Annotated in this window: 18 protein-coding genes; 1 reads left to right on the forward strand and 17 read right to left on the reverse strand. The window is 45.0% G+C overall.

The features are described 5' to 3' along the window. Window positions 1–2: 2 nt before the first annotated feature. From AC58UX_RS15835 to AC58UX_RS15900, 14 genes are all read right to left on the reverse strand, one after another. Complete coding sequence (locus AC58UX_RS15835; protein ID WP_497254295.1) at window positions 3–1,382, reverse strand: spore germination protein; 1,380 nt, start codon at window positions 1,380–1,382, stop codon at window positions 3–5. Next, window positions 1,379–2,473 carry a GerAB/ArcD/ProY family transporter gene (locus AC58UX_RS15840; protein ID WP_497254297.1) on the reverse strand — a complete coding sequence of 365 codons (1,095 nt, stop codon included), beginning with the start codon at window positions 2,471–2,473 and terminating at the stop codon, window positions 1,379–1,381. Before AC58UX_RS15840 ends, AC58UX_RS15835 begins: the two co-directional genes overlap by 4 nt. Before the next feature lie 353 nt (window positions 2,474–2,826). Then, window positions 2,827–3,372 carry a GNAT family N-acetyltransferase gene (locus tag AC58UX_RS15845; protein ID WP_497254299.1) on the reverse strand — a complete coding sequence of 182 codons (546 nt, stop codon included), beginning with the start codon at window positions 3,370–3,372 and terminating at the stop codon, window positions 2,827–2,829. 15 nt (window positions 3,373–3,387) lie between these two features. After that, a complete protein-coding gene (locus AC58UX_RS15850) occupies window positions 3,388–3,846 on the reverse strand; it encodes an SRPBCC family protein (protein WP_497254301.1) in 459 nt (152 codons plus the stop codon). A gap of 134 nt (window positions 3,847–3,980) precedes the next feature. After that, the gene (locus AC58UX_RS15855) at window positions 3,981–4,331 is read right to left on the reverse strand and encodes a zinc ribbon domain-containing protein (RefSeq protein ID WP_497254303.1); all 351 of its coding nucleotides are present in this window, start codon (window positions 4,329–4,331) and stop codon (window positions 3,981–3,983) included. 86 nt (window positions 4,332–4,417) lie between these two features. Beyond that, window positions 4,418–7,267: a fibronectin type III domain-containing protein gene (locus AC58UX_RS15860; RefSeq protein WP_497254305.1), complete on the reverse strand. Its 2,850-nt coding sequence runs from the start codon at window positions 7,265–7,267 to the stop codon at window positions 4,418–4,420. Between the two features lie 271 nt (window positions 7,268–7,538). Beyond that, window positions 7,539–7,805: a hypothetical protein gene (locus AC58UX_RS15865; protein WP_497254307.1), complete on the reverse strand. Its 267-nt coding sequence runs from the start codon at window positions 7,803–7,805 to the stop codon at window positions 7,539–7,541. Window positions 7,806–7,908: 103 nt separating this feature from the next. After that, a complete protein-coding gene (locus AC58UX_RS15870; protein ID WP_497254309.1) occupies window positions 7,909–9,525 on the reverse strand; it encodes a response regulator in 1,617 nt (538 codons plus the stop codon). After that, window positions 9,518–11,272, reverse strand: coding sequence for a cache domain-containing sensor histidine kinase (locus AC58UX_RS15875; RefSeq protein ID WP_497254311.1), 1,755 nt, complete (start codon window positions 11,270–11,272; stop codon window positions 9,518–9,520). The genes AC58UX_RS15870 and AC58UX_RS15875 overlap by 8 nt, the downstream gene beginning before the upstream one ends. A 31-nt stretch (window positions 11,273–11,303) precedes the next feature. Further along, complete coding sequence (locus AC58UX_RS15880) at window positions 11,304–12,653, reverse strand: ABC transporter substrate-binding protein (RefSeq protein WP_497254313.1); 1,350 nt, start codon at window positions 12,651–12,653, stop codon at window positions 11,304–11,306. Window positions 12,654–12,834: 181 nt separating this feature from the next. After that, window positions 12,835–13,881 (reverse strand): glycoside hydrolase family 43 protein, encoded by a 1,047-nt coding sequence (locus AC58UX_RS15885; protein ID WP_497254315.1) that lies wholly within the window; start codon window positions 13,879–13,881, stop codon window positions 12,835–12,837. Between the two features lie 20 nt (window positions 13,882–13,901). Beyond that, entirely contained in the window at window positions 13,902–14,732 is an 831-nt protein-coding gene (locus AC58UX_RS15890; RefSeq protein ID WP_497254317.1) for a carbohydrate ABC transporter permease, read from the reverse strand. A 6-nt stretch (window positions 14,733–14,738) separates the two neighbouring features. Next, window positions 14,739–15,635 carry a carbohydrate ABC transporter permease gene (locus AC58UX_RS15895; protein ID WP_497254319.1) on the reverse strand — a complete coding sequence of 299 codons (897 nt, stop codon included), beginning with the start codon at window positions 15,633–15,635 and terminating at the stop codon, window positions 14,739–14,741. Between the two features lie 72 nt (window positions 15,636–15,707). Then, window positions 15,708–17,036: an ABC transporter substrate-binding protein gene (locus tag AC58UX_RS15900; RefSeq protein WP_497254321.1), complete on the reverse strand. Its 1,329-nt coding sequence runs from the start codon at window positions 17,034–17,036 to the stop codon at window positions 15,708–15,710. 418 nt (window positions 17,037–17,454) lie between these two features. Here AC58UX_RS15900 and thpR point away from each other — a divergent pair, with 418 nt between their 5' ends. Further along, complete coding sequence (gene thpR, locus AC58UX_RS15905; RefSeq protein WP_497254323.1) at window positions 17,455–18,039, forward strand: RNA 2',3'-cyclic phosphodiesterase; 585 nt, start codon at window positions 17,455–17,457, stop codon at window positions 18,037–18,039. 371 nt (window positions 18,040–18,410) lie between these two features. On the opposite strand, the gene AC58UX_RS15910 is transcribed toward thpR, so the two are convergent. From AC58UX_RS15910 to AC58UX_RS15920, 3 genes are read right to left on the reverse strand one after another with little or no spacing between them, the layout of a single operon-like run. After that, window positions 18,411–19,181: an arylamine N-acetyltransferase family protein gene (locus tag AC58UX_RS15910; RefSeq protein WP_497254880.1), complete on the reverse strand. Its 771-nt coding sequence runs from the start codon at window positions 19,179–19,181 to the stop codon at window positions 18,411–18,413. 43 nt (window positions 19,182–19,224) lie between these two features. After that, window positions 19,225–19,440, reverse strand: a complete 216-nt coding sequence (locus AC58UX_RS15915; protein WP_497254325.1) for a helix-turn-helix domain-containing protein — start codon at window positions 19,438–19,440, stop codon at window positions 19,225–19,227. Window positions 19,441–19,450: 10 nt separating this feature from the next. Continuing rightward, window positions 19,451–19,933: a DUF2975 domain-containing protein gene (locus AC58UX_RS15920; protein ID WP_497254327.1), complete on the reverse strand. Its 483-nt coding sequence runs from the start codon at window positions 19,931–19,933 to the stop codon at window positions 19,451–19,453. Between the last annotated feature and the right edge of the window lie 110 nt (window positions 19,934–20,043).

Consider the following 20,043-nt stretch of genomic DNA (forward strand, 5'->3'; position numbering starts at 1 on the left):
GCTCACCCTCCTTTTCCCACATATAGGCTACGGAACGACCGCAGACTGGTCACGTAACAAACCAAAGCTGCGATTCCTATAAAGAGTCCGTAGATACCAAAGGCAGAGGCAAGTATGATGAACCCGTATCTTAGTACTCGAACCACAACTACCATTTCATCATAAGGAACCAGGTAGCTCGTTACAGCTGAAGTCGCAACGACGATGATCACAATGTTCGTAATCACACCAGCTTCGACAGCCGCTTGTCCAATCACGAGGGCACCAACGATCGTCAGCGCGCTGCCGACAGCCCTAGGCATTCGAGTAGCAGCCTCCCGAATAAGTTCGAAAATAATTTCGACCATAATGAGTTCAAACACGGAGGGAAACGGAGCATCCGTTCGCTGTCCCGATAACGCCAAGGCGAGACTAATCGGCATAATCTCTGCATTGTAACTGGTTACTCCGATAAATGCCCCCGGCAAAAAAACAGATAATAGGAAAGCAAAATAACGAAGCCCTAGAATGAAGTTGGCATAGATCGAAATCATGTACCTGTCTTCAGGAAAATGAAAAAAATCAACCAGCTTCGCAGGAACGACTACGGCATAAGGTGAACCGTCCATTAACAGAACAATTCTGCCTCTTAATAAGAATGATGCAGCGGTATCAGGACGTTCAGAATTCAACGCCAACGGAAAAATTTGCAGTTTATTTTGGGGGTGCAGCTGGAGCATGAGCTGAGTAATATCGAATGTGGAGTCAATTGCCATTCGTTGCAATCTGTCCAAAATTTCATTTAAGGCTTCCTTGCTCGCCTCGCTTTCTAAATAAGCAATTGAAACTCTTGGATGAATCTCTGTGTCCAAGCGAGCGGAAAGAAATTGTAAGCGCGGATCTCTAATTCTTCTCCTGATGAGACTGATATTCGTGTCTAAGGACTCGACAAAACCCTCTTTTGGGCCAAATATGGTCGTCTGCGTTTTCGGTTCGCTGATTTGCCTGATTTCCATTCCGCCTATCTGAATGGCAAGCGCTTGCGGTTCATCTTCTATCAAAATAACGGCATGGCCAAGCAAAGCTTCATTCACGATTTCCGTTACATTTTGTACGTATTTATAGGGCAATCCGCCTACAGCAACTAAGCGAAAAGGTTCCAAGATCTGAATTTGATCGTAGTCGAAATCCGTTTCGATCATCGGTTGAATCAACTCGGAGGTGATCTTATCTGTTGCTGCAAGGCTGCTGAAATAGACAATCAATCCTTGCTTGGAGCCGAGTTTTATCGTATTTACTACGGCATCTTCGGTTTTCCCGATATAAGCTTTTATGATTTGCTCCGTTTGCTGCCATTCAAGAGGCAACGAAATCTCGACGTTCTTCGGCTGGGAAACGATCATGAAGTTTTCAACCTCCTTTGTCTTACAAGCAGCGCCACATACAAAATTGCAGGTACCACAAACTGCAACGGGATATGCATAAAGATAGGAACGACCACGATGCCAATTTGCAAATGATCGGCTATATTTCTCGACATCAGAAGTGACATCATGTAGATGATGACGGCGAATGGCAGTACCATTTGTTGAATCGAAAATTTAAATATGGTTTCAACTCCTTTTAACGCTGCAAATAAGAAAATACTAACTTTCACTGTAATGGCAAGCAGCATAATAAATACGATTAAGATATCTACACGCTCGAGAAACGTACTGATGGAAACGTTTCTGGCCGCACTGACCATTGGGAAATTCGTGCGCTGTTTGGTTACAAGACCTAATGAAATAAGCTGGATGATGGAGGAGATCGCTAAGATGGCGCCACTCAGTATTGTGGCAGAAATACCAGCCTTTTTTGGGAATTTCATACTCGTGAGATAAGTACCGATTATTGCGATAAACACAATGGTTTCCCCAAAGGGAAACTCCATCGTTTGAAACAACACCGTATGAAGCACTGGCTTGACGCCTTCTCCCAAGATGGGTCTGAGGTGCCCCCATTCGTACTGGCCGGTAACAAAGATTAAAGTGATCACCAAAACATATAAAAAAGCAAATGCCCAAATATAAATCGTACTCAGTCGAAAAATATTAAGTACTCCTGTCACAGCTACATACAGCACTAGGAGTATGAATAAAACTGCTATGATCTCTTTCGGCGTTTCGAGCATGACTGCGTTAGAAATCAACTCCGTAATGTCCCTAACATCGCGTGAGGCAATGTAAACGAAGTAAATAATATACAAAAATACAAAGATGCTCCCCATCCACTTGCCAAACCCTTGAATGAGCAAATCAAACAACCCTGCATTCGGAAATCGTTTTAATATATATAGATAGATCGTAAAGATGATAGCTCCCAAGCATCCAGACAACAGCAAGGAAATCCAAGCATCTCGTCCTGAGGATGTTGCTAGATTTAACAAGATGGCGCTGCCTTGAAGGAACATAAATAAAGCTGCAAACAGCTGCCTTGAGGTCATGTTCTCCATACTCCGAAGTTCATCTCCTTGCCCGGAGGATTCAATTGATTTACGATCGCTTCCTATATTTCCAATCAGCTCGCAATGTTGCAGCGAAGCCAATGAGGATAACGCATATAAGTTCTGGCCTATTGTTTGCCGCGGGTACAAAATCGTGAATAGCGAGACCTAAAGTTTCTCTATATGAAATCATATTGAAACCGATTTGAAGAGCGATGCTGCAAACGAAGACCATTACGAACAGCAATGTTCTCATGTTACGTCCCCTTTTTAGCAAAAATTTACTTCTATTATGCCACGAATTGGAAAATGTACTCTTCTCATCATAGAGAAAATAAAAAAGAGCAGCGATCCAACGCTGCTCATTCCATCCCAACATTTCGAAGCACCATATGAAGATGGTCCTCCCAAACGCCATGAATTTTTAAATATTTGATTGCCAAGCCTTCCTCATAAAAGCCTAGTTTCTTGACGACTTGTAAGGACGCCTCATTGTGAGGCATAATATTCGCTTCGATGCGATGAAGCTGTAATTCTGTAAATGCATAGTCAATGACTGCTTCGAGTCCCTCCGTCATCAGTCCCCGATTAAGCAGCTCTCTGTCCAACCGATAGCCCAGATGACAGGATTGAAACGCGCCACGCACGATATTATTGAGCGAAATAGAACCGATGATACGATTATCGTATAGCATCCACACTTTGAACAACAGCCCGTCTTCGAACAGTTTTCGTTCGATCACTAACAATTCTGCCTGAAAGCTCGCTGTAAAAAACGACTCGTCTCTCACCATTTCCCATGGCTCTAGAAAGTCACGATTACGACTAAAGTAATCCACGACCAAATCACAATGTGAATAGTCTAGTTGCACCAGTGACATGCGATTCGTAGTAAGAATGACTTCCATGTAGTACTCCTTCAACTATTGAATATTTGCGTAGGGAGCCTTGTCCGCTACAAGATTCAAGCGGAGACCATGCTCCAAATATGCTTTTAATCCACACAACACAATGGTAAACCCTTCTGTGGAATCAAGCGCTTGCTTTACAATTTCATCTGCGCTGCCCGCAAAACCTGTGTTCGTGATGACAACAAACGTTTCGTTATCGGCTTGTGTGGTGAACGACCACTCCACTAAGGTACCCCAATCCACAACAATTCGCTTATTGATCTCGATTTCTTTGACCTCTACGTCCGCAGTTGCCCCATACATCGCCCAATGCCATTGCACGCGAGTACCTGCCTCTAATTTACTGCTGCCTTGAGTAAACCAAAATTTCGATGTGATTTCAGGATTAATAAAAGCCTCAAATACTTCTTGAACGGGTCTTCGAATGAGCATTTCTACTTTTACAACTGGATCTTGGATTCGTTCAGCCATCTTGTATGCCTCCATTAATCTATTTGTTTGTGTCTAACTATTTTAACATAGGCTGTGGATCAACCTCAAAAACAAAAGCAGCTCTCACAGAATCTTTCTCTGCGAAAACTGCTTGATAGCTTCAAGCTAACTTTTTATACAAAGTGATGACCACAGGTCGAGCAGAACTTCGTGTCAGCAGCGACCACTTTGCCGCATACGCATTCTTTTTCATTCCGAACCTCGGTAATTTTCTGTTCAAGATCCGTGATCTCTTGGTTGATTTGAGCAATGCCGAGACAATAGTCCTTCACATTAGCTTCCACACGAGTGTAGTCTCCGGATAGATAAGAAGTATAAACCGATTCGCCGATTAATTTATAAATTTTATCAATTTCTCTTTCTTTCAAAGAAATTTGCGTTTTAAATTTCGTAATCTCAACGGTTTGCTGCGCTTTTTTCGCTGCTTCCGATGCCCCTTGCTTCACTTTATCAAAAAAAGACATGCGCCTTCCACTCCCCGACCCTTAATATATTCGCTTCCTAACGAATCATATGCGAAAATGTCGGAAAGTAATACTATTGATCAAGTTTATTGAATAACTAGCTGCGGTTTGTTTGAAGCATTTTCACTCGTATTCAGTGTCGTGTATTTCCCCGCACTCTCTTGCAGCTCAATGGAGACGATCTTGTCTCCAGCTGCTTGCGCTTGCACATACGAGGTGATGTCAATTTCATAGTAAGCATTCGTTGCATTCATGGCGATACTGCCAGCTGAGCTTCCGATGGCAGGTTTATTGCTCCAAGTCAACGTGCCTTCCGCCCAGCTATCCGTTGTTTGATAAGCTGTCACCGTCGTTGCGGCAGATGCGCTGCCATAGATGCGCAGCTTAGCACTCGTTACACTGGAAACGCTGCTCAAGTCGAACTTCAAGTACACATAGCGGTTAGCGCCGGACGATGTTTTCAGGAACATCGTCGTATCGTTCCCGTAGTTGGTCGTCGCATTGCTTTCATGGACATAAGCATCATCAGTCGGATTCAATGTAGCTGATGTGCTGCCGCTCAAAGTGGTAGCACTCGCTGTATTGCTCGCTGCAGATATGTTGCCTGCTGCATCCTTCGCTCTCACGTAATAGCTATAAGCTGTGCTCGCGGTTAAGCCCGTATCCGATGTGGACGTGCCCGTTACCGTCTTCAAGAACGTTCCTCCTCGGTACACATCGTAACCTGTAACGCCAACATTATCTGTAGACGCTGTCCAGCTCAAATTGATTTGCGAGCTGGATGCGGCCGTTGCCGTCATCCCCGCTGGCACCGTTGGCGCTTGCGTATCGGTAGCTGCAAGCGTCGTCGCGCTTGCTGTATTGCTTGCCGCGGAAATGTTGCCCGCTGCATCCTTCGCCCGCACGTAATAGCTATAGGCCGTGCTCGCAGTTAAGCCCGTATCCGTTGTGGACGTGCCCGTCACCGTCTTCAGGAACGTTCCGCCGCGATACACATCGTACCCCGTGACGCCAACGTTATCTGTTGAAGCCGTCCAGCTCAAATTGATTTGCGAGCTGGATGCTGCCGTTGCCGTCATTCCTGCAGGCACGGTAGGCGCTTGCGTGTCAGCCCCTCCGGTACAAGAGTTCGTCGCCGTTCCGCTGCCTAATAAGGAGCTGCCGGTAAAGCTCAAACAAGCATATACTCCTTTATTCGGAGCTTGCGAGAAATCAACGGTTTCATTTTGCCCCCATGTACTGATAAAAGTCCCCGTAGGCTTCTGCAAATGCGTCCACTGTGTGCCATCCCAACCGATTTGGTAGATCGTCGTGGCACTATTATAAGGAGCAAAAGGAACATAAGCGCCACCTTTGGTCGTTTGCTTTGACATCGTATTGTTGAAAAATACGTTCTGCTCGCCCGTACCGCCAGACCATTTAGACGCATGTGGGCCAGCACCATACCAAATCGGGTACCAAGTGCCCTCCAGCATATCTTGGCCGCCTTCACCTTCCCCCCAAGAGCTATGCTCGAACGGGATGGCGATCGTATTTTGCTCAATCAAATTATGGCGTTCCCAGCCTCCGTGCAGGTTCATGTCAGCACTCAGTGCGTTCCCTTGAATCACGTTGCCCGTCGCCGACCACTGTAAGGTTAAATGACGAACACGATCGATCGTATTATTGGTGATTTTGGAATCGTACAATTTGGAGCCACGTACGTACCCGTGACCGCCTTTCCCTTTGTTCCAAGCACCATAAATAATGTTATTAGTAATTTCCATATTTTTGGCAAACTCTGTCACGATAGGATGGGAACCCGTCATATAAGTTCGAATGCCTTTAACCCAACCATCCTGCGCGAATTTGAACAAAATGCCATGCACCGCATACTCTAATGCTTCATTCTTATACTTAAGCCCAACGCCACCGGGGTTTGTAACTGCATCGTAATCATTGGCATTAATGAGTCCATTGTAAGGTGTGTATGAAATATCTTGTGTAAAATAAAAATCCTCAAAGCCCACGCCTTTCACAGCCGTCACTTTCATGACTTTACTGTAATACGTGGAATTGGAACCGCCAGGATCCGCAGGTAGCTGCCCGCTATTGCTGAACGGAATGTCAAATTCAAGCGGCTTATCAATTGTGATATTGTCCCCGCTGACACTCACGACCTTGAACATTTGCGTACGCATATGGCCGTTGTAGCGATAAGCTTGTGGAGCTTGCATCTGATCATAAAAGGCAACCGTATTGGCGGCGCCAACATAAATCGTATCGCCGGCAGCAAATTGCGAGCCTTTGCCTGAGGCTACTTTGACAAGTGTGGTGCCTTTGGTGCCGCCGCCTGCCGAGGCCACTCTTTCCCCTGTTAGCCAGTGGAAGTTGATGCTCCCCTCGTATGTAGTGTCCCCAGAATCTTTCGCACGATCTTCCACGCGGAAGGCTGCGTATCCTGGCCACATTTTGCCATCGATGAGCGGAGCGCCTGGATTCGCTGGATCCTCAGAGTACGTTGCCGCTGGCTTGAACACGATTTTCGTACCGGTCGTTGGATTATTCCCAGCACCTCGAATCGTGATATAGCTGGCATCGACACGAATTTGCTTGTTGAGGTCAATTTGACCTGCAGGGAATTTCAGAATCGCCCTGTTGGTATCGCTTACAACTGCTCCATTAACAGTCAACGCACCGCTGCGAATATCATTAATGACTTGCTGCAACGCATTCGAATCGTCGACGCCATCATTAGCAGTAATGCCTTTCGTTGTTAGATCAATCTGCGTTCCCGTTGTAGGCAGCGCCTGGCCACCTTTGTAACCCGCTGTGGACCAGTTTGGTAACGTCGGATCAACAGCGGCAACAGCGGGCGTGAGCCCGATGGTCGCTGATACTAGCAGAGACGCCAGTGTTGAATGGAAGAGCAGCTTGCTGGATAGTGGTTTTCGCATGCTTAAATTCCTCCTATAGTGACTGTTTATGTAAAACGTAATAATGCATTTCTTAAGATTTCTGATCAGCTATGTATTTTTCTATTTCCCTCCTTTACTTGCTAATAAATATAGTCCGTATACACCAAGCGTAGCATGTTTGTAAGCGCTATTATATTACTATATTGCTTAATTGTTGCACGCTATTGCTATGTTTCTTCGATACGTCCTCTTGACTCGAGTTACTCGATATTTTCGAGTAACTCCTCTCGAGTAGCCCTCAAACCACCAACTAATTCAAATCCTGCGCCTTATGCGGTTTACTATAATGACTGACCCCGCCAGAGCCTACCAGTACTTTCCCGCCTTTATTGAACGTAAGCAACTTTCTTAATCCCGTAGTAAGTAACACGATAATCTTCGCATTATTCCGAGTAGCTGTGTACACGACATAACCGCTACCCGTTACGCTTGTCTTCCAGTTCTCATCAAATTCCGAACGTGCTACACGATTGGAATACACTTGATTCTCGCCGATCGGTGCTCGTACTTTTTTCATCACTAATGCGCCCCCTCTCCATGCTAGTTTCCCTACTAGTTTATTCAGACGCACCTCAATGGTATGGATACTTTTCATCTAAAACGCAAAAAACCGCTCAAGTTTAATTAACCTTGAACGGCTCGGCGCTCTTCCCCTCGCGGAACTCGGATGGGGTGCGATTAGTGATCGTTTTGAACACGCGATTGAAGTGTCTAATGTTCGTGAATCCAGTAGAATCCGAAATGGCTTGAATTTTTTCATCCGAATAGAGCAGCAGGGATTTCGCTTTCTCGATCCGCTTCTCCGTCAGGAAATCAATGAAGGACTGCCCTTGCTTGCTTTTAAACAAGCTGCTGAGATAGGACGGGCTGAGGTAAACAATTTCGGCCATCGTATTTAACGTGATCGATTCCGCATAGTGCTCCTCTACATAACGGACAACAATCTCAACGGGACTGGTCACCATCTTTTTCTTGCGGTTCCCGATACAGACGGTAAGATCGCCAAGCAGCTTCTGGCAGCGCTCCGTCAATTCTTTGCTCGACGAGTAGGAGTAAATATCGACCAAAACTTGCTTCACATCCGTGTTCTGCAGCCACTGTTTCACAACAGCCAAATTCACAGCCAACTCGTAGAAATGCAGCAGCATTTTGCAAATTTGTTGGTGAATGATTTCAGGATCCTTCCACTGCTGGCAAAGCTTCGTCACATAAAGGCTAGCTTGCTGTTGAACGTTCGCCAAGTCCCCTTCTTGGACGAACTGATTCAACGTATGCCAATCGGCGGCTTGCCAATCATGCTTTTCCATTTTCATCTCGGCCACAATCTCGTTCGAAAACAACCGATCCCCGCCAATTACCAAACGGTATAACAACGCGAATCCTGCCTCTTTATACGACTTGGGAATTGATTCCAGATCCTTGGCTGGACTGCCTAAACCGAATGTCAGGGTAAAATTGGACTGCACCCGAATATCCTTACGAATCCGATTCGTCAGGTTCTCTATCTCCGTATTAATGCTTACAACATCATCATGGTTAATCAGAGCGACAACTTCCGTGTCGTGGTGAATAAAAACGTACCCTTTATAGCTCTCATCGAGACTCTCTTGGATAAACTGCTGAATGTAAATGGAAAACAACGAAGGATTCAACTGATAATATCGCTCATCTGACACGGAATCCCGATCCAGCTTGGCAATTAAACAGCTAATATACGTATGCGAGAATTGGATACCTACGTTATCGAGCAGCTCCGCCTCACCATGATGAACATTCCCCGTCAGTAGACCCGTTAGCACATGCTGGCGCATCTGATTCTGAACCTGTTGATCCATCCCATTGGATTTACTAGGACGTTTCTCTGTCAGCCACGCTTCCTGCAGCTTGGTGAGCAACGCATAGAGCTCTTCACGCCCAAAAGGCTTCATCAAGTAATCTTTTGCACCCAAACGCAAGGATTCACGCGCATATTGAAAATCGTTATACCCGCTCATCACGACACATGAAATATGAGGAAATCGCTCTTTCACAATATATTGAAGCTGAATCCCATCAATCCTTGGCATTTTGATATCTGTAATAATCAGATCCGGCTGCAGCGCTTCAATTTTCTCTAGAGCATCTGCGCCATCCGTTGCCTCATCGATCACGAACCAGTCACTGTTCATATCCGTAATCATCAATCGTATTCCTTTGCGAAAAATGGTTTCGTCGTCCACGATTAATATGCTAGGCATTCATTCTCCCTCCTTCATGATGACCTGCAATGAGCGGTAGCGTTAATGATATCGTCGTCCCTTGCTTAAGATCACTCTCAATCGTCACACCATACTGATTCCCATAGCGCAACGCGATTCTCCGATGTACATTCATTAACCCTGTACCGCCTGTGCCCTCTTCCGTCGTCTTCATTTGAAATTTACGATCAATCAGGTTCTGTAATTGCGTTGCGTTCATCCCTGCGCCATCATCTTGGATTTGGATCAGCATATGGTTATCCTGTTTTTTACCGATCAAGCTAATCGTGCCATATCCATTGCCTTTATCAATCCCATGCACAATACTGTTCTCCACAATCGGTTGTAAAATAAAGCGAATGACCGAGCAGTTCAGCAGCTCTGGCTCAATCTGGACATGGAACTTAATTTTATCCTCAAATCGAATTTGTTGAATCGCCATATAGCCCGTGACATGCTCCAATTCCATATGAAGGGGCACTTGGTTCTGATGACTATTTATACTATAGCGAAGCAGCTTGCTAAGATGGTTCGTCATTTTCACAACTTCTTTATTGCCTTGAATTTCGGCATACATACTAATCGAACCTAACGTATTGTACAAAAAATGCGGATTAATTTGACTCTGGAGCGCCGATATTTGGGCATTTTTCTCCCTGATCTCTGACTCATACAGCCGATAACCCAGATCACTAAGCTTCGAGACCATGATATTAAAAGATTGACTCAACTGCCCGATCTCATCACGACTATGAATCGGAATGGAGACGGCCAAGTCGCCAAGCACGACTTTTTTCATGAGATTGCGCAGTTCACTGATCGGATTGGTGATGCGCAGGGCAAATAAAGTGAAAATAATAATCGCTAACAGCAAGCACACGCCACCGATTCCAATAATATAATTCCGCACATACACCGTGTCCTGAAGTAAAATCCCCAGAGGAACCATCTCAATCATCGTCCACCCCGTTAATGGCGAGGTAAAATAGGAAACCAACTCCGCATCCTTATTTTGCTTATAGACGACCGTACCAGTGCCTTTGAATTGCTTGATTTGCTCCGCATCAGGACCGCTCACCATGCTCTTATAAATCATCGCGCCGTCATTATCAACGATCATGATGTTCTTTTTTTCATTGGAAATCGCTTCCATCTTATTGCGGATAATATTTTTATCCACGTCCAACACAATGTAGGCAAGAACAGCACCTGTATCTACACTGCGTATTTTCCTAGCAAAAGAGTACACTTGGTTCGTGGCATCGGAGCCATTTTTGTTATATGTCCCGATGTACACCACCTTACCCGTATTAGAAACCTTATCGTACCAGACTTCATTCCTCACATCACGCTGCGTATAATTCGCCTGCTCTTCCGACATCGCTGTGTACGAATTGCCGCTTCGTGTTCGGTATAAGGTCAAACCAGAAATGTCTACGCGTCCGTTCGCAAACACTCGTTTCGTGAAATCCTCGATCGTCACGCGATCGTTAAAAGAAAGACTCCCGTTCGTCTGATCGCCAACCTCCAGAAACTTCATGATTTGAGGGGATTGATAAGGTAATAGCGTCAATAAATTAAGCTCATTCAAGTACGTATCAATGTTAGCAGTGAGTTCCTTCACGACATCCATCTGATATTTCCCAATGTTCTTCTGAATCGAAGCCGAGTAGCTTGTGTAAGTTAGATAACTGGCAATGCCAAGCGGAACCGCAATAAAAATAGCGCTCATCACAATCAATTTCATCGCAATAGGCATATCTTTGATGGCTTGGAACCTATTTTTGAGTTGCATTTTGCTGAATCTGAAGATTGGTATTAATGATCTTTTGCGCATTCTGCAGCACCTCTTGTGGCGTGATTTGTCCTGCCATCATTTTCTCAAACTCACGCACAAGCTCATCGTTAATCGTACCCTGTCGCGGTTGATTGGGGAAATATTTCACATCATCCGCAGCGCTGGCATAGTCAGGGCGGTATTTAAGCTTTTGGAACTCTTCCGATGAGACAGCCTTCTTCACGGCTGGGATATGACCGGCTTTCGCCCAGCTAGCCCCATGTGCCGCTACCCAATTAGCAAATTTCAGCGCAGCGATCTGTTTCTCTTTGTCCGGCTTTTCATGATAAGGCAGCGAAAATGTATGAGAATCCCCCCACGCTGCAGGGTGATCGTAGATTTGAGGAATTTTGGTCACTCCGAAGTTTAAATCCGCTGCTTTCTCAAACGTTCCCGTCCCCCACACACCTGAGATTAAAGTTGCTGCATTACCCTTAATAAAGCTTTGAAATTGATCATTGATATTCGGCAAAATGAGCTTCTTCGTATACAGAGAGTTCACAAATTCTAAGGATTTCAAGGCCGAAGGATTATCAATCGCAGCGGATTTGCCATCGTCGGTATAGAATCTGCCGCCATCCTGTTTCATTTGATTGTAAAAAGAGAACCACATCCAGAATGAGTCGATCCTTACGTTGGGCTCGGCTAATGGCGTAACATTCGGCGGAACACTGTCACGAATTTTCTCTAGAAAAGCAAGGTATCCTGCCTCTCCTTCCGCCATAATTGGCCTTTCCTTTTCATCTAGGAGGCCTGATTTTCGCAACCAATCCTTGTTGTAGTACATAACCTCCAGATGAGTATCCAGTGGAATGCCTAAATGTTTATTATCGGCCACCGTACTTTGCAGAATCGTCGGGTTAAAATCATCCCAATGCACGCCTGCTTCAATCGCAAGCGTATTCAAATCCGTCAAAAATCCAGCAGGCGCATACTGTGAATACTTGGCCGAGTGGACGATGGCGATATCTGGCGCCTCTTCCGTCACGATCGCCGTCGACAGCTTAGGATAATAATCACCGGAGTTATTGTTGATTTGCTCTATTTTCACATGATCCTGATTCTCATTATTGTATTGCTGGATCAATTCAGCCATAAATTGCCCATCGCCACCGCTGAACGGCGTCCAGAACGTTATCCGCAGCTTGCTCGCCGCAGGCTCGGTTGTTGTTATCTCCGAATGCGAATCACAGCCAATCGAACACATGCTTAGCACGAGGAGTAGGCATATTACTTTCGCAGCTTTCTTAGCTTGCTTAGGATTCCTATCTGACTTATGCGCTCCACTCATTTGAATCCCCTCCCGTGCCCTCAAACTCTGCCTTCATTATACAAATAAGGCGAAGTCAAGCCAATGACCTATTTCCTTTATTCATGGACATATTTTTGGATTTATAGACAAAAGAAGCCGAAACGCCCGGAGGGGTGCTTCGGCTTCTTTGCTCACGTTCGGGTATTAAGTATTCCCTCGCCTACTCCCCGCCAGGCACTTTCACAGGCACACCTTCGGCGATCGGCGTACCAAAATTCGGCGTACCGTCCTTGTTCCACTGGAAAGGCTGCATACGGACGTTGCGATTCCAGCCGGAGCCTTGTGTTTTCGCGGCATGGTACACAATCCAGTCTTCTTTGCCATCTACGGACTTCACAAACGAATTATGACCGGGTCCGAAGACTTGATCGGTTTTTGAAAATACTGCCTTATCCCCCTTCTTCCAGGAAGCCGGATTCAGCACATCCTTGCTCATCTCCGTGCTCAGCATGCCTAAACAATAGTCATCCGTCCAGCTGCCGCTTGCCGAATAGATCACAAAAATCCGATCCTCATGCAGCAACACCTGCGGTCCCTCATTGATTGTTGGATTCCCAACCAACTCCCAATCATAGGTCGGGCGAGAGATTTCAACGGGCTTGCCGCTAATCGTATACGGATTGCTCATAGGCGCGATGTAGAGATGCTGGCTTACATTGACAGTCCCTTCCCAGCCCGACCATATGAAATAGAGTGAGCCGTCCTTCTTCTGCAGCGTCGTCCCATCAATCGCCCAGCGGCCAGCTGTGTCCATCATGCCTTTGTCGACATAAGCGCCAAGCGGATCATCTGTCACGGATTCGAGCACGAACATCCGATGATTCTCATTCTTGCCGTCATCAGCGGCGTAGTAGATGTACCATTTTCCAGCTATAAAATGTAATTCAGGCGCCCAGATGTTGGACGTATTCGGTCCTGATAATGGCGGGAACCAGACGTCTTTGTATTCCGCTTCGGCTAACCCTGTCAACGTCTTGGATTTCCACACGCGGATGGAATTTCCGGTTGTATGTGTATAATAGTACGTCCCATCCTTCGTCGTGACCCATGGGTCTGCGCCATTATCAATGATCGGATTGGTAAACGTTTTTGCTTCTTTTGTCGGTGAAACAGCGATATTAGAATCCTTCACTTGAGTCTCTTCCGCTCCCTTCGTACACCCTACTAACAGCATCAAACTTAAACAAATTATACTTAATTTCCGCATGAAAAGCGTCACCTCTGCCACTATTGCTTGACCCCTGTTGCTGTGATCGATTGAATGAATTGTCGTTGACCAATTAAGAAAATGATCAAGGTCGGTATCGTCGATAACGTAGCAAGCGCCATTAATTTGCCATACGATTGTACGAAGCTGCCTGTTGCCATAACCGCCACACCTGCTGTCAGCGTTCGCATTTCGAGGTCTGTTACCGTAAAGAATGGCCATACATAGTCGTTGAAAACACTCATAAACGTGAATATTGCAAGTGTAGTTACGATGGAAATGGAAGAAGGCATCAATACCGACTTAAACACCTGCCATTTATTTGCCCCATCAATGCGTGCCGCTTCAATAATTTCATTTGGGAACGACTGGAAGAATTGGATTAACATAAATACACCCAGCGCACCACCCGAGTAGGGCAAAATTAACACATAATACGTATTGATCAGATTGAAATTACTGAAATTTAAGTATTGAGGAAGAAAAGAAATAATGCCCGGCACCATCATCGATCCAACGAACAAGGCAAAAAGCGTTCTTTTAAACGGAATATCTAACTTCGCTAACGCGTAGGCAGCCATCGCATCTAAAAAAATGACCAGCAGTGTCGCAGCAAAACCTACGAAAAAGGAGTTGAACATCCAACGGAATATCGGAACCTCGACAGCCCCGCCGACAAAAATCGTATGAAAATTGTCCCACGTAAATTCTTGCGGAAATAAATGAAATACCGGGGCCATGACTTCTATATCAGTCTTAAACGAATTGGAAAACATCCATAAAATCGGCAGTATGAAAATAACACCTAGAAGTGAAGCAAGCAGTACATAAAAGATTTTCAGTGATTTCAACGTCCTCTACTCCTTCCTGCTGGTGACTTTGAATTGGATAACTGACACAATCATGATCGTTAAGCCCATGAGAATCGCCATCGCTGACGCAGAACCAATTTCTCTGGCCGTATAGGCTGTTTGCAGAATACCCATGAGCAGCACCTTCGTCTCATCGCCTGCATTACTCATCAAATTCGGCTGCGCGAAAATATTGTACGAAGCAATCGTAGAGGTAATTAGCACAAAAATGAGAACCGGCCTGATGAAAGGAAGCGTGATGCTCTTCAGTCTGTCCCAACCGTTCGCGCCATCGATTTTGGCAGCTTCATAGAGATCTTCAGGTACACCATTGAGCGCATTCACGAAAATAATCATGTTAAAGCCGATGGTCCACCAGAGCGTTGCGATAACTAAAGCAATCCAGACGAACGGCGTATCGATCAGCCATGGAACGGGATCGAACTCACGAATGCCTACTTTTGCAAGGAGTAGATTGATAAATCCGCCTGTGACATCGAACATTCGCTTCCAAATAACCGCCATGACGGTAGCCGAAACCGCATAGGGAATAAAGTAGATCGAACGGAAAAATGACCGTAATTTTGCTGGGAGTGCATTTAACAATAAGGCAAAGCCAAGACCTACAATGACTAGAAAAGGGACTGAAAACACAACGAATTTCAATGTGGCTTTCATCCCAATGAAAAACAGGTCATTTTCTTGCGTGCCGCTTGTAAAAATCTTTTTGTAATTGTCGAAGCCTACGAATGGATGCACAGGATCGAGCAGATTGTATTGCTTTAAGCTAATGATGAACCCGTAAATAATCGGGATCAGCGTGAAGGCTAAAAAAGCGATGAAATACGGTAATATGAATAAGCTTGATGTCAGCTTTGATTTCCAATTTGACGGGGTAGGCACGAGATTCCCTCCTCTACTTTAAAAGGGAAGACGGGTACAGGGTACCCGCCTTTCCATGTTCATGAGCTATGATTACTTCTTCATGGCAGCTGTTGATTTGGCTGCTGCATCGTCGAGTGCAGCTTTTGGATCTTTTTTGCCTTGAAGCGCATTAGCAAGCTCGCTCCAGATACTGTCGGAAATCGGACCCCAATTTAATACTTTTGGTGCAAATTTAACATACTCAAAAGATTTCGCCACTTCAGTTTGTTGCTGTGTCATTGCTTGGAAAGCAGCGCTGTCGCGAACCACTTTGGAAGCAACCGCTTGACCGGATTCAGCCCAATCAATGGAATTGGCATTTACATATTTCAAGAAATCACCCACACCAGCAAGAACTGCTGCATCTGTTGTTCCTTTAGGAATAACGAAGTTATGAGATCCGCCGAACACTGCTTGTTTTACTGTACCTAGTTGAGGAACCGGAGCTACACCATAATTGATTTTCGCTTTATCGAACGCATCTTTCGACCAAGGACCATTGAAGTGCATCGCGCTTTTTCCTTGTTGGAACAAGTTGAAATCGCCATCAGCTGCAACAGTTGGAGGTGAAACCTTCATCGTTGTCAAGCTTCTCATAAAGGTAACAGCCTCTACACCTGCAGGTGAATTGTAAGCAATGTTGCCTTTATCATCTAAGAAATCGCCGCCATTTTGGAACAAAATAGTTGGGAATAAAAAGTTTTGGATCCAGAAGGTTGGCATCGCCGCCCCCCAAATACCTTTGGAAGCATCTGTCAACTTGACTGCTGCATCAACAAATTCTTTGCGATTGGTTGGTGGTGCGGTAATACCTGCAGCTTTAAACAAATCCTTGTTGTAGTACATAACTAGCGGATGAATATCAAGCGGAATACTGTACCAGTTGTTATCCTTCGTTGAGTATTCCACTGTCGCTGGTGGGAAATTGCTCTTCTCTACACCAACTGCTTTCGCAATCGCATCAACAGGTTGGAGCTGATCCTTCGCAATGTAAGTAGGAGTTTGATCAAGATGCATGATGGCAACGTCAGGAATACCTTTCTTCGTTGCAATTGCTGTATCAAGGAGCTTATAGTAGTCGCCATTCGGTTGAATGGTCATTTTTACGGTATATTTATCTTGCGATTTATTATAGTTATCTACAATTTTCTTCATAAATGGACCATCATTACCCGAGAAAGGGTTCCAGAAGTTAACGGTTACTTTCTCGCCGCTTTTTGCTGGTTCAGGTGCTTTCGTTGCCGCTGCTGCTGTGGATGCTGCCGGAGATGCCGCTGCTGGTGAAGTTTCTGCCGTTTTTGTAGAAGAACATCCTGCTAAAACCAATGCCATCGACAAGCTTGCTGCACCCATCATTTGTAAGCTCTTCATTTTTCTCATCGTTGTAAAACTCCCTTCAATTTAAACACATATTTTTTGTACTTGCTTATTCAGCTGAATTTGTGTCAAAATTGTAGTGAGCTGTGAATTTCGTCGAAATTCATACTCACTACCGAGAGCGATTCTAAGGAGTTCCCACGCCAATGGACCTTAGATCGCTCTTTCCTTTTTGTTCAATCCCCGTACTTGAATCGTGTGAACTCTTAACCCGCTTGCGTCTACTTTGCTTCACCCCTTCACTCGTTGTCTTAACCACAATTTAACTATAAGGTTTTCAAGAAAGCGTTACCATGACGATATTCATGAACCATTGGACATATTTTCAGGAAAGTGGATTGCGGAAGGTGAAATAGTCTTACCAAAAAAAGGGCATATTACTTCGGAAGATGTGAACCCTACGAGGATAAGAGAGGCTATTATGAATACGATTAACCAAGCGCGTTTATTTGTTGCAGTGCCGATTCCGTCCGAAATTAAGCATGTTATTGCCAGTTGGATCGATGAGATTAAATTGCATCTTCCCTTTCGCACGTGGGTTCATGCAGAGGATCTGCATATTACGCTGCAGTTCCTTGGCGATACGCCTTCTGAACAAATCCCGCATATTATGCAAGCTCTGCAGGACTTATCGCCGGCAGCTAGTCCACTCTCGCTTCGTGTGGAAGACCTCGATTTATTCGGCCGATCTACGCATCCTTCTGTGCTGTGGGCTGGTGTTGGCCGCGACTTAGAAGGGCTTCATGGCTTACAACAGCAAGTAGCCGCTGCACTTACGCCTCTTGGCTTTACGCCTGAAGCACGCACCTTTCATCCACACCTGACGCTTGCGCGTAAATTCACGGGGGTGGAGCAATTTGATCGTAATAGACTGAGGGATTTTCCTGTGCCTCTTACTCCGCATGGGGAACGCCTCGAGTGGGTTTGCGAAGAAGTGACACTTTATCGGAGCCATTTGGATAAGCGGCCGATGTATGAGGCGATTGCTGTGATTCAATACATGTAGAAAACATAATCCAATTCAGATTAACATTGTGGCAGCATTCGAAGAAAGATGAAGGCGACTTAGGCGTCGAGTGCATTTAACAAAAAGAGGCTCCCACGGGGCAAAGATGCGAGAGAGCATCCTTTGTCAGCGAAAACGGCTAAACATAGCTAAATTAGTGCAAAAGAGCATCCTTTTTGACCGAATAGGTGCTTACATGAGCATTACTGGCCGAAATTGTTGCACTTTCGCACGCATTTCGGAACGAGCGGTCAACTCGATAACAAAGGTTGTACAATTGCACTTTTGCATATGATTCACAGCTACTTTTCACATAAAAAGAGCGCCCCCCGCCATATACTTGGCTTTTGGGACACCCTCTTACCGTCATTTTAAGAAACAGCAATACCAAAATACGTTAACAAAGCCTCTTTAAACGCTTCATCCGTCTGCGGCGTAAAGGTGCTTACACCTACCGCATTGAAAATGCGGAACTCACGGTCAGCAAGCGTAATCCTTCCATCCTGAGTGCGCATCGCAACGATTGGAGTCTTGTTGAAAATCGAATCTGGGGATTGTTCACACCAGAAACTTGCAAACAAGTAGTCTTTCGGCAGTTGCGGCTCCTCTGTGAACGTGTAAAGCCGGTTCCATCCGCTGTTTTTCTGCTCACATAGCGCCCAACCGTAGTAGGGATCTTTCTCGAGTCGGTAGCACTCATCACCTTGCTGCTGCTCAAGCCCTTCAATCATCGCAATGGGCCTGCGAGGTACAATCCCGCCAACACCAACATCGCACAGGTAGCTGACGCCTTCGGCTTCTACCTTCAGTACTTGATGGCGACGCTTTGGCGGAAGATCCGACGTATCGCGCCAAAAACGAGCGACGTAGTCCGTTACTGTGTAACCTAATTCTCGCAGCAGCCAACCGAATAAAGCATTTAGCTCGAAGCAGTAGCCGCCACGCTGGCGTACAACGATCTTTTGAAACAGATCCTGCGGATCAAGGGATAGAGCTCTATTTTCTAAAATATCCAAATTTTCATAAGGAACCGTGTGCAGATGCCGTTCTTGCAGCTCGGCCAGCGTCTCTGCGCTGCCACCCAGTGAACCTTTAAACCCGATACGATCTAGATAGCTCTGAACTTGCTGATTTGCGCTAATCAATCTTAAGACACCGTCCCTTATGAAAGTTTATTTGAAATCTTTAATTGATTTCGTCACTTCTATACTCAATAACATCTCCAGGCTGACAATCTAAAGCCTTGCAAATCGCCTCAAGCGTGGAAAATCGAATTGCTTTTGCCTTCCCATTTTTTAAAATCGAAAGATTAGCCATTGTGATGCCAACTCTCTCCGACAGCTCCGTCACACTCATTTTCCTCTTGGCCAACATCACATCAATATTTATTATAATCGCCATGTTATTCACCTCAAACCGTCAAATCATTTTCAGATTTTATTGCAATCGCCTCTTTGAGAAGCCTTTGAAGAACAGCAGCAAAAACGGCAATCACCGTCGATGCAAAAATAATGACCATTCCGATTACAATAATACCTGGAGCATCGTCTTTCTCAGCAATAAGATAGAAAAGCGGCATACCTACCACATATAAGCCGCTGATGATATTTGCACAGTTTTTTATGTTTTTAAGAACATGTACTGATAATTCTGAGAAAGCTTTGTTCTTATCAATATAACTCAAAAGTATAAACGTTTGATATAGCGCAAAGTAAAAAGGTATCGCCGTAGCATACAAATCGATGTAAATGAGATATTTCAAATACGTATGGTCTGGATACAATTCTGCTGCAAAATTCGCTATCTCAGGTACCACAAATATACACAATGCAAGCACTGGGAGTCCAATAAACATAACAACTGCCTTTAAAAAGAGTGTCGTTCCTATTTTCATAACAAGCACCTCACTTAGTTAATGTTAAATAGACTTTACCATATAGTTTATCGTTTCACAATAAAGTATTATTGTTTCAAAATGATTAAAATGAATAAAGCAGATCCCAA

The sequence above is a fragment of the Paenibacillus sp. J22P90 genome (assembly GCF_059692195.1).